At 67.0% G+C, this 11514-nt stretch carries 9 protein-coding genes; 5 read left to right on the top strand and 4 right to left on the bottom strand.

What is annotated here, in order from left to right; all coding sequences use genetic code 11:
• Positions 1-77: 77 nt before the first annotated feature.
• The 4 genes from QOZ99_RS17180 (at position 78) to QOZ99_RS17195 (ending at position 6303) form a co-directional block, all read left to right on the top strand.
• Positions 78-674: a D-sedoheptulose-7-phosphate isomerase gene (locus QOZ99_RS17180; protein WP_306891227.1), complete on the top strand. Its 597-nt coding sequence runs from the start codon at positions 78-80 to the stop codon at positions 672-674.
• A complete protein-coding gene (locus QOZ99_RS17185) occupies positions 656-1876 on the top strand; it encodes an HAD-IIIA family hydrolase (RefSeq protein ID WP_306891228.1) in 1221 nt (406 codons plus the stop codon). The genes QOZ99_RS17180 and QOZ99_RS17185 overlap by 19 nt, the downstream gene beginning before the upstream one ends.
• Before the next feature lie 82 nt (positions 1877-1958).
• Positions 1959-2954: a GHMP family kinase ATP-binding protein gene (locus tag QOZ99_RS17190; protein WP_306891229.1), complete on the top strand. Its 996-nt coding sequence runs from the start codon at positions 1959-1961 to the stop codon at positions 2952-2954.
• 187 nt (positions 2955-3141) lie between these two features.
• Positions 3142-6303 (top strand): glycosyltransferase, encoded by a 3162-nt coding sequence (locus tag QOZ99_RS17195; protein WP_306891230.1) that lies wholly within the window; start codon positions 3142-3144, stop codon positions 6301-6303.
• A gap of 44 nt (positions 6304-6347) precedes the next feature.
• On the opposite strand, the gene glnT is transcribed toward QOZ99_RS17195, so the two are convergent.
• From glnT to QOZ99_RS17215, 4 genes are all read right to left on the bottom strand, one after another.
• The gene (glnT, locus tag QOZ99_RS17200) at positions 6348-7652 is read right to left on the bottom strand and encodes a type III glutamate--ammonia ligase (protein WP_306891231.1); all 1305 of its coding nucleotides are present in this window, start codon (positions 7650-7652) and stop codon (positions 6348-6350) included.
• A 114-nt stretch (positions 7653-7766) separates the two neighbouring features.
• Entirely contained in the window at positions 7767-9104 is a 1338-nt protein-coding gene (locus QOZ99_RS17205) for an FMN-binding glutamate synthase family protein (protein WP_306891232.1), read from the bottom strand.
• Positions 9105-9114: 10 nt separating this feature from the next.
• Positions 9115-9840 (bottom strand): GltB/FmdC/FwdC-like GXGXG domain-containing protein, encoded by a 726-nt coding sequence (locus tag QOZ99_RS17210; protein WP_306891233.1) that lies wholly within the window; start codon positions 9838-9840, stop codon positions 9115-9117.
• On the bottom strand, positions 9837-10718 hold the full coding sequence (locus QOZ99_RS17215) for a class II glutamine amidotransferase (RefSeq protein WP_306891234.1): 882 nt from the start codon (positions 10716-10718) through the stop codon (positions 9837-9839). Before QOZ99_RS17215 ends, QOZ99_RS17210 begins: the two co-directional genes overlap by 4 nt.
• Before the next feature lie 282 nt (positions 10719-11000).
• On the opposite strand from QOZ99_RS17215, the gene QOZ99_RS17220 reads away from it, so the two are divergent.
• On the top strand, positions 11001-11384 hold the full coding sequence (locus QOZ99_RS17220; protein ID WP_306891235.1) for a hypothetical protein: 384 nt from the start codon (positions 11001-11003) through the stop codon (positions 11382-11384).
• The last annotated feature ends 130 nt before the right edge of the window (positions 11385-11514 follow it).

Genomic DNA, 11514 nt, shown 5'->3' on the forward strand with positions numbered 1-11514 from the left:
GCTATGTCAGGGAGGCTGCGGTCAGGCGGAAGGATCGCGTGCGAATCCCGGTACGGATTGCGGAACGTGGGGAAAGAATGCTGACGGTTTCCACCGACAAGACGGCGGTCATCGCTGCCTATCTCGCCGAGACCGAGCAGGTCATCCGGCGCCTCGCGCCGCTCAGCGGCGTGATCGAAGCTGCCGCCGAGGCCTGGATGACGGCGCTGCGCAATGGCGGCAAGGTGATCTTCTGCGGCAATGGCGGCTCGGCGGCGGATGCCCAGCATCTGGCGGCCGAACTGATGGGCCGCTTCCTGTTCGACCGCGATCCGATGGCCGCCCTGTCGCTCACCGTGGACACCTCGGCGCTCACCGCGATCGGCAATGATTACGGCTACGAGAACGTCTTCTCCCGGCAGCTGCGCGGCATCGGCCGCGCGGGGGACGTGCTGGTCGGCATGTCCACCAGCGGCAACAGCGCCAATGTCGTGCGCGCCTTCGAGGCGGCGCGGGAGATGGGCATCGTCACCATGGGCCTCACCGGCGAAGGCGGCGGCGCGATGGCCGCGCTGTCGGATGTGCTCATCGCGGTGCCGCACAAGCAGACGAACCACATCCAGGAAGCCCACATCACCCTGGGGCACCTCATCTGCGCGCTGGTCGAGTCCGCCCTTTGCTCTCCCAAGCGCTGATCCTCTGCGGCGGGCTGGGCACCCGGCTCGGCGAGCTCACCGCCGCGACACCGAAGCCCATGCTGCCGGTGGCGGGACGCCCGTTCCTCGACCATCTCATCCAGCAGACCGCGCGCTACGGCATCACCCGTATCGTGCTGCTGGCCGGGCGCTTCGGCGAGCAGGTCGCCGCCGCCTATCACGGCCGCACCCTCTATGGCGCCACTATCGAGGTTGTGGTGGAACCCGCCCCGCTCGGCACGGGCGGCGCGCTTCGCTTCGCCGCCGACCGGCTGGAACCGGAATTCCTGCTGCTCAACGGCGATTCCTGGATCGATGCCGACATCGCCGGCTTCGCCCGCGCCTGGCGCACGGCCCGGGCCGATGACCCCACGCTCGCCGCGCAGATGCTGCTGCAGGTGGTGCCCGATGTCGCCCGCTTCGGCAGCGTGACGCTGGAGGGCAACCGCATCAGCGCCTTCCTGGAGAAGAGCACTGAGCGCGCCGGCACGGCCGGGCTGATCAATGCCGGCGTCTACCTTCTCACGCGCGACATTGTCGACCTCATCCCCCCCGCGATCGCCTGCTCGCTGGAAACCGACGTCCTGCCGCGCCTCGTGGCGCAGCGGCGGGTGGGTGCCGTGACGGCGCCGGAGGGCAGCTATTTCATCGATATCGGCGTGCCCGAGACCTTCGCCCGCGTGCAGACGGAACTGCCGCGCGTGCGCACGCGCCCGGCCCTGTTTCTCGATCGCGATGGCACGCTGAACCGCGATGCCGGCTATACCCACCGGGTCGAGGATCTCGACTGGATGCCCGGCGCGCGCGAGGCGATCGCGCATGCCAATGCCGCGGGCTATTACGTCTTCGTCGTCACCAATCAGGCGGGCGTGGCGCGCGGCCTCTATGACGAGGCGGCAATCGCGACCTTCCACGCGGCGATGCAGGAACAGCTTGGCGAAATCGGCGCTCATATCGACGCCATCGAGTGGTGCCCTCATCATGTGGATGGCACGGTCGAGACCTATCGGCGGGAGTGCGACCGGCGCAAGCCCGGGCCCGGCATGATCAACGACCTGCTGGCCGCCTGGCCGGTGGAGCGCGGGCTCAGCCTGCTGATCGGCGACAGCGATGCCGACATGGCGGCCGCCGAGGCCGCCGGCATCCGCGCCATCCGCTATCACGGCGGCTCATTGCTGGAACTGCTCAAGACATCGATCTGACCAATACCTTTAGCTACCAAGACTTTTCGCTGACCGAGACTTTCAGCTAATCAAGACTCCGATCCGAACGCCGAGGCATCACATGTGGATCAGCAAGACCCCGTTGCGGGCGAGCTTTCTGGGCGGGGGGACGGACTACCCCTCCCATTTCCGCTCCAACCCGGGCGCGGTGCTGGGCGGCACCATCGACAAATATGTCTACATCCAGGCGCTGCCGCTGTCCGCCGTCGCCGAGCAGGCGTTCCGCGTCACCTACCGTACCACGGAGAGCGTGCGGCGGATCGAGGACATCCAGCACCCGGTGGTGCGTGAAGCGCTGAAGCTCTATGGCTGGTCGGCGCCGCTCAACATCGCCACCATGTCCGATCTGCCGGGCAGCACGGGGCTCGGCAGTTCCTCCGCCTTCACGGTCGGCTTCATCAACCTCATCAACCGCATGCGCGGCATCGAGCTGACGCGCTACGAACTGGCGCGGCAGGCCATCCACATGGAGCAGGACATCCTGCAGGAGAATGTGGGTGTGCAGGACCAGATCCACGCCGCCTTCGGCGGGCTGGCGCGCTACGAGTTCACCGGCGATTCCTTCTCGATCGAGCCGCTGCGGCTGACCACGAGCCGCCTGACCCTGCTCAATTCCTCGCTGCTGCTGGTCTATACCGGTGGCCAGCGCAGTGCCTCGGCGGTGCTGCAGAACCAGGAGCAGCGCACCAAGTCCGGCGCCAACGAGGGCTACCTGCGCGAGATGTACGACATGACACGGGTCGGCGCGAGCCTGCTGGAATCGCAGGGCGACGACCTCAACACGGTCGTGCGCTTCGCCGAACTGCTCGACCATGGCTGGAAGCTGAAGCGCCAGCTGGGTTCGTCGGTCTCGAACTCGGCGATCGACGATCTCTATGTGCAGGGCAAGGAGCTTGGCGCCTGGGGCGGCAAGCTGCTGGGCGCCGGCGGCGGCGGGTTCGTGCTGTTCCTGGTGGACCCCAATCTGCGCCCCTTGTTCTCCGACCGGTTCGGCGACGGGAATGTAATACCGGTCTCGCTGACAAATGGCGGGTCGACGGTATCGAATATTCTCTGAGCGCGTTGCATCAAGGCGGCGATCAACGTTCTCATGTAGCAGAGTGAGACGAGCGCCCGGATGCTGGAAGGCAAGAGGCCGCGACCGGGGGGAGGCGAGCACATTGACGACGAACGGCGACCCGCCGCATCGTGAGGCGATTGCGTCCGGGAAAGACCGCGGCGCCCGGCCGGACCTTGCCGAGCTCGTGTCGCTTGATCTGCTCGCCGTGCTGTTCCGGCCGCTTGCGCGGCGTCCGTGGCCCGCTGCGACGGATGCAAGCGCGCTCTGCGTGCCGGCCCGCGACGACGCGCGCGGCGACGACGAACTGCGCGCCCTCGCCGGCGCGCAGGCCGTGCTGCGGCCGGACCTCGCCTCCGCGCGCGGGACGGGCGAGGTCCTTGCGGCGCTGGCCTCGGCGGACTTCGTCCTCACCGCATCGCTGCCGGTGGCGACGCTGGCGGCGGCCTGTCGCATTCCGTTCGCCTTCTGGGACGACGGCAGGCCGGGATCGGCCGCCGGGTGGCGGGAATTTGCCGATCGGATCGGCATCGATGCGCCGCCCCGCCGCACCATTCCCGAGGGCCGCGCCGTTTACGACACGCATATCCGCCCCGCGCTGGCGGCCGCTGCACAGCGGCCGGCGCCTGACTCCTGCGTCGATGAGAGCGAACGGCTCCGCACCGAGGCGGTCGCCCTCGGCCTGACGCTGGAGACGGCCCGCCTGACCGCGGAGCAGCAGGCGCGCAGCGCGGCGACGGATCTGGCGGCCGCGCACCGGCTCATCGAGACCTTGCGCCGCAAGGCAGGGGACAGCGAAACCAGCCGGCGCCGGACGGAACAGCGTCTGGCGGTGGTCTCCGCGGCGGGCGACCGGCTGGCGGAGGAGCTGCGCCGCGCCTATTCACGCCCGCTGCGCCCGCTGAAACGGGCGATCGAGCGCGCCGTGCTGCGCTTTCGGCTGCTGTTCGAGGGCAGCCTCCTCTCGCCCGAATCAGCCGAGCGACTGCGCCTGCGCATCGCCGAGCAGAAGCCGGCACCCTTCCGCCGCGACTGGTTTGCCGCCCGCAGCAGCGCCCTGCCAGCGGCCCGCGGCACGAACCCGGAAGCCGGCACCCCTCCCTACCCCGCCCCTCTCTCCGCTGCCGCGGGTCTCCGGGCCCCCACCCGACCCGCTCAACCCAAGGTGAAGATGTCGCTGCGCCGGGACTTGCATGTGAAGATGCTGCGGCTGGCGGCCCGGCTGGCCTCTCCCTTCTCCAAGCGCACGAAGGCACGGTTCTGCCGCTCCGCCGACAAGCGCGACCCTCGCGTCGCCTGGTTCCCCGCGCTGGGGCCGGGGGCCGAGACGCCCAATACGCCCCGTCGGGTCATCCAGCAGAAGAAGGCGCTGGCGGCCATCGGCGCGGAAACCCAGGTGCGGGTGCCGACATCCGAACAGCCGGTGGTCAGCATCATCGTGCCGACCTATGGCCAGGTGGACTACACCATGCGCTGCCTCGCCTCGCTGGCGGCCAATCCGCCGCGCCTGGCCTTCGAGGTGATCGTCATGGACGATGCCTTTCCTGGGCCGGAGGTCGAGCGGCTGCATCGCGGTATCGAGGGCGTGCGGGTCATCCGCAACGAGGTCAACAAGGGCTTCCTGCTCACCTGCAACGCCGCCGCCGCCGCCAGCCGCGGCGAGTTTCTGCTGTTTCTCAACAACGACACCGAAGTCATGCCCGGCGCGGTCGATGCGCTGGTCGATCCGCTTCGCGCCGACCCCGACATCGGCATGACCGGCTCCAAGCTGGTCTACCCCACAGGCCGCCTGCAGGAGGCGGGCGGCATCATCTGGAGCGACGGCTCGGGGTGGAATGTCGGCCGCAACGGCGATCCCGACCGGCCGGAATATGATTACCGGCGTGAGGTCGACTACATATCCGGCGCCTCGATCATGGTGGCCGCCGCGCTTTTCGCCGAACTGGGCGGGTTCGACCCGGCCTTTGCCCCGGCGTACTGCGAAGATTCCGATCTCGCCTTCCGCATCCGCCAGCGTGGCCTCAAGGTCGTCTACGAACCGCGATCGGTGGTGATCCATTTCGAGGGCATCTCGCACGGCACGGACGTGAACTCGGGCCTCAAGGCCTATCAGGTCACCAACACCGAAAGGCTGAAGAACCGCTGGAAGGACGTGCTGGAGCGCGAGCATTACGCCACGCCCGCCGAATTCGCCCGCGCGCGGGACCGCGCCCGGCACCGTCCGGTGATCCTGGTCGTCGACCATTACGTGCCCGAGCCCGACCGCGACGCGGGATCGCGGACGATGATGAGCTTCCTCATCGCGCTGCGCGAGGCCGGCTGGGTCGTCAAGTTCTGGCCGGAAAACCGGCTCTATTCCGCAACCTACACGCCGCCGCTGCAGGATCTCGGCATCGAGGTGCTCGATGCCCGCTGGCCCGGCGATTTCGAGAACTGGATGCGGGCGAACGGCGCGTTCGTCGACCACGTGCTGGTCAGCCGGCCGGCCGTGGCGCGCGGGGTGCTGATGGCGCTGATCACGCTCACCTCGGCGCGGCTCAGCTATTATGGCCACGACCTGCATTTCCTGCGCATGAAGCGGCAGGCCGAGGTGCTGGGCGACGCACGGCTGATGGCCGAGGCGCAGGAAATCGAGCGGCTGGAACGTCGGCTGTGGCGGCAGTTCGACGTGGTATTCTACCCCTCCCAGGTCGAGGCCGATCTGGTCCGGGCCAGCGCGCCGGGAACGCTGGCCAAGGCGGTGATCCCGTTCTGCTACGATCATTTCGAGGAACGGGCGGCACCCGTGCCGGGCCGGCTCATCCTGTTCGTGGCAGGCTTCGCCCACGCGCCCAATGTCGACGCCGCCGAGTTCCTGGTGAGCGAGGTGATGCCGCTGGTGCATGAGCGCCTGCCCGATGCTCGCCTTGCCCTGGTCGGCTCCAACCCGACGCCGGCCGTGCGTGCGCTCGCGGACGATCGCACCGAGGTGTCGGGCTGGGTCAGCGAGGAGCGGCTGCAGGCCTATTACCGGCAGGCCCGCGTCGCGGTGGTGCCGCTGCGCTTCGGCGGCGGCGTCAAGAGCAAGGTGATCGAGGCCATGGCCATGGGCCTGCCGCTGGTGACGACGCCGATGGGGGCGGAAGGCATTGACGGGCTCGAGCGGATCGCCGCCATCCACGAGGACCCGCGCGACATCGCCGCCAGCATCGTTGGCCTGATCGAAGCGGATGACGCCTGGATGCGGGCCTCGCAGGCCGGCATCGACTATGCGCGTCGTCACTTCTCGCGCAGCGCGCTGAAGGATTCGCTGCTCGCCGCGCTGGTGCCCAAGAGCGGAGCCGCAGACGCGAAAACGGGCGAACCCTGAGGGCCCGCCCGTTCTTCATCCGGATGATGATCCGTGCCGAACGCTCAGATATCGAGCGTGTTGTCGCGCTCCCACTGTGTCAGGTGGCGCGCATAGGCGTTCCATTCCTCGTGCTTCAGCTTGAGGAAACCATCGACGACCGGCGCGCCGAGCGAGTTGCGCAGCACGGTGGACTTCTCCAGCGCCCGCAGCGCGTCGAGCAGGTTCAGCGGCAGTTTCTTGGCGCCGCGCACCTTGTGGCCGTCCGTGTACATGTTGATGTCGAGACGCTTGCCGGGCTCGCGCTGGTTCTGGATGCCGTCGAGGCCGGCGGCCAGCACGGCGGCCGGCGCGAGATAGGGGTTGGCCGCGCCGTCGGGCAGGCGCAGTTCCAGCCGGCCCGCATCGGGGATGCGGATCATGTGGGTGCGGTTATTGCCGGTATAGGTGACGGTATTCGGCGCCCAGGTGGCGCCCGAGACGGTGCGCGGCGCGTTGATGCGCTTGTAGGAATTCACCGTCGGGTTGGTGAAGGCGCACAAGGCGTCGGCCGAGTGGATGAGGCCGCCGATGAAATTGTAGCAGAGGTCGGAAACGCCAAGCTCGCCATCCTCGTCCGCGAACAGGTTGGCCCCCTCCTCGCTCCACAGCGAGGTGTGCATGTGGCAGCCCGAGCCCGTGAGGTCGATGAAGGGCTTGGGCATGAAGGTGGCGCGCAGGCCGTGCTTCTCGGCGATCGCCCGCGCCATGTACTTGAAGAAGACGTGGCGATCGGCGGTCACCAGCGCATCGTCGAAGTTCCAGTTCATCTCGAACTGGCCATTCGCGTCCTCATGGTCGTTCTGGTAGGGCCCCCAGCCGAGCGCGAGCATGCAATCGCAGATCTCCTTGATCACGTCATAGCGACGCATCAGGGCGGACTGGTCGTAGCAGGGCTTGATGGCGTTATCGGCGGTGTCGGAAATCTTCGTGCCGTCGGCATTGGTGAGAAAGAACTCGCACTCGACGCCGGTCTTCATCTGGTAGCCGATGGATTCGGCACCCAGCATCGTGCTCTTCAGCACGTTGCGCGGGGCCTGCGCCACCAGTTCGTCATTCATCACGAGATCGGAAGCGAGCCAGCCGACTTCCGGCTTCCACGGCAGCTGGATCAGGCTTTCCGGATCGGGAACCGCGAACAGGTCCGCATCGGCCGGCGACATGTCCAGCCAGGTGGCGAAGCCCGCGAAGCCCGCGCCGGCCCGCTGCATGGAGCCGATAGCCGCCGCCGGTGCCAGCTTTGCCCTCAGGCCGCCGAACAGGTCGACATAGGAGATGAGGAAATACTTGATGCCGAGTTCTTGGGCGGCATGGGCAAGGTCATTTGCCATGGTGCATTCCGGTTCCGTGCTGTTCCTCGGCCCCTTTGGGGGCTCGTTGCGGCGAAGATATAAGGGCTTGAACGTGCAAACCCCGCGCCGAAGCGCGGGGTTTTTCAGCAGTAATCAGAAATTGCCGTTGCTGCCCGGGATCCAGCTGGTCCCGGCAAGCGGAACATTGGCCATGGCCGCTGCCTCGATGGTGAGCGCCACCAGATCCTCCGGCTCCAGATTGTGCACGTGGCTCTTGCCGCAGGCACGCGCGATGGTCTGCGCCTCCAGCGTCAGCACGGCGAGATAATTGGCGAGGCGCCGGCCGGCCGCGACCGGATCGAGCCGCGCCATCAGCGCCGGATCCTGCGTGGTGATGCCGGCGGGATCGCGCCCCTCGTGCCAGTCATCATAGGCGCCGGCGCTGGTGCCGAGCGCCTCGTACTCGGCCTGATAGTGCGGGTCGTTGTCGCCCAGCGCGACGAGCGCCGCGGTGCCGATGGCCACGGCATCCGCGCCGAGCGCGAGCGCCTTGGCCACATCCGCCCCGTTGCGGATGCCGCCGGAGACGATGAGCTGCACCTTGCGATGCATGCCGAGGTCCTGCAGCGCCTTCACCGCCTGGCGCACGGCCGCCAGCGTGGGGATGCCGACATGCTCGATGAAGATTTCCTGCGTCGCCGCGGTACCGCCCTGCATGCCGTCGACCACGACCACGTCGGCCCCCGACTTCACCGCCAGCGCCGTATCATAATAGGGCCGCGCGGCGCCGACCTTCACATAGATCGGCTTCTCCCAATCGGTAATCTCGCGCAGTTCCTCGATCTTGATCTCAAGGTCATCCGGTCCGGTCCAGTCGGGATGCCGGCAGGCCGAGCGTTGGTCGATGCCGACGGGGAGCGTGCGCATCGAGGCGACCCGCTCGGTGATCTTCTGGCCGAGCAGCATGCCCCCGCCGCCCGGCTTGGCGCCCTGCCCGATGACGATCTCGATCGCGTCGGCACGCTTGAGGTCGTCCGGATTCATGCCATAGCGCGAGGGCAGGTACTGGTAGACCAGCATGGTCGAATGGCCGCGCTCCTCATCGGTCATGCCGCCATCGCCCGTCGTCGTCGACGTGCCCATGGCGGAGGCGCCGCGACCGAGCGCCTCCTTGGCATTGGCGGAGAGCGAGCCGAAACTCATGCCGGCGATGGTGACCGGAATCTTCAGCGCGATCGGCTTCTTGGCGAAGCGCGTGCCGAGCACGACATCCGTGCCGCAGCGCTCGCGATAGCCCTCCAGCGGATAGCGCGACATGGAGGCGCCGAGGAACAGCAGGTCGTCGAAATGGGGAACCTTGCGCTTGGCGCCGGCGCCGCGGATGTCGTAGATGCCGGTCGCGGCGGCGCGACGGATTTCCGACAGCGTGTATTCGTCGAAGGTCGCGGAGTAACGCGGCTTGGTGCGCGGCGTATGGCTATGGTCGTTCATCGCCGTACCCTCAGTAACTCGACACGTTGTCGACGTGGAAATGATAGAGCGTGCGGGCCGAGCCATAGCGGCGGAATTCACCGATATCGACCTCGCCGAGGATGCCGGCCGCCGCGAGCTTGCCCGCCAGCAAGGCGCGGTGTTCCTCGCGCATCTCCTTCTCGATGCAATCCGCGCCGAGGCTGGCAACCGAGCCGCGCACGAACAGGCGCGCTTCATACAGGCTGTCGCCCAGCGCCTCGCCCGCATCGCCGAGCACGGCGAGCGTGCCGGCCTGCGCCATGAAGGCACTCATATGGCCGATCGAACCCTTCACCACGATGTCGATGCCCTTCATCGAGATGCCGCAGCGCGCCGAGGCATTGCCATCGACGATCAGCAGGCCGCCATTTCCGGTGGCGCCGACCGACTGGCTGGCATCGCCCTTCACATGGATGAGGCCGCTCATCATGTTCTCGCCGACGCCCACCCCGGCATTGCCATGGATGATGATATGCGCCTGCTTGTTCATGCCGCCACAGTAATAGCCGACCGGCCCGTTGATCTCGACCGTCACCGGCGCGTCCAGCCCGGCCGCGATGGCATGCCGGCCAGCCGGGTTGGCCACTTTCCAGTGGGTCTCGTTGGTGTCGGAGGTCAGCTTGTGCAGGGCGGAGTTGAGATCGCGCAGGGAAGACGTGGCGAGATCGACATGGGTGGCCGCGTCGGGCACCGCGCGGGAAAGAACGAGGTTCATGCTGCACGATCCCAGAAATAGACCTTAGCCGGCTCAGGCTCCCAAAGCTTCGCCGTGGCAATGCCCGGAAGGCCCGCGAGAGCGCGATATTCCGAGCCGAAGGCGACGTAGCCATCGGTCTCGGCCATGACCGCCGGCTTGCAGGCGATGGGATCGCGCAGCACGCCGAAGCCGTTCTCGGTGCCGACGACGAATGTATAGAAACCGTCGAGATCGTCGAGCGAGTGGGTCAGCGCCTCGCCCAGCGTGTCGCCGCCGCGCATGCGGTAGGTGAGATAGGCGGCGGCGACCTCGCTGTCATTTTCGGTGTCGACGCGGAATCCCTCCCGCGCCAGACGACGCCGCACGCCGGCATGGTTCGACAGCGACCCATTATGGACCAGGCACTGGTCCGGCCCGGTGGAGAAGGGATGCGCCCCCTCGGTCGTCACCGCGCTCTCGGTCGCCATGCGGGTGTGGCCGATCGCGTGCGTACCGGCCATCGTCTCGAGCTTGAAGCGCCTGGCGACATCCGCCGGCAGGCCGACCTCCTTGTAGAGTTCCATGCGTTGCCCGACGCCGACCACGCGAATTTCGGGAGCAAGCCGGCCGAGCGCCGCGCGCACCGTCGCCTCTTCCCCCACCGGCACGTTGAGCACCGCGTGAGTGTCGCGCGGGGTGACGGCATGCCCGCTCGCGGCGCCCAGCGCGGTGAAATCCGTTCCAGCCGGGCCGCGCAGGGTAAGCTTCACGAAGCCGGGCGCGCCGGCGCCATAGACAGCGAAGCCCGCGGAATCGGGCCCGCGATCGCACATGATATCGAGCATTTCCGCCAGCATGGCCCCCAGTTCGGGCTCCAGCTTCGGATCCTTGAGAAACAGGCCGACAATGCCGCACATTTTCGTGGGGCCTCCATAGCGAGGAGTGGTTGCCTTGTTTCTAGGCCTTGGGTGTCGGCGCGTCAATCTTGGGAATATAATTTTCTCTATAAGAAAAACATTCTGGCTCGTCGGATCACCTCGCCAGGCATCCATGTCCAGCCGCATCGATTTTGCTATCCCGGCGCGTCCCACCCCCTCGCGAGTCCGAATTCCGAGCCCTCCGGCCGAACACCACTTTAGCTGGCAGAGTCGCATCCAGCAGGTATCATCGATTGCATGCGGCTTCCCGACGGAGTGGCGATGATGGATGAAGAGAGTGTCGGCACACTACGTTATCGCGCGTGGAGAATGACAGCGCTTGCCATCCTCGGTTTCGACGCTGTGTTCGACACGGCCCAATGGCAAGCCATTTATTACCATTGTCATCTTTTGGAGTGCCGGTGGATTGACAGAATCAGCACGCTGACCGGATTGGTTGCATTGCTTCTCATGGCGCGTTTTTGGATTGGAAATGCTGACAGATCTTCAGACTTCTGGTCCAAATGCCTTTCGTGTTCCACCGTCGGCGCCGCAGCATTCCTGATTTTCTACGGATTCGGCGTCGCGGGTGAAGGTCCGTGCCCGGAATGGAAAACGAACTGCGGCGGCATTTGGAACGTCTGGCCCTGGATGCCGGGCCAGTAGCCGATTCTGCGAGCGCACCCGCCCCGTCCCCGCGCGATCCTTCGGCTGGGGCTTCCGCCCATTTTTGGGTGTGCCGGGATTGTTGAGTTGCGCTGTTGGGGGTGTTGTTACGAACGAAAACCCCGCCTGG

The sequence above is a fragment of the Ancylobacter amanitiformis genome (assembly GCF_030814815.1).
GTDB lineage: Bacteria > Pseudomonadota > Alphaproteobacteria > Rhizobiales > Xanthobacteraceae > Ancylobacter > Ancylobacter amanitiformis.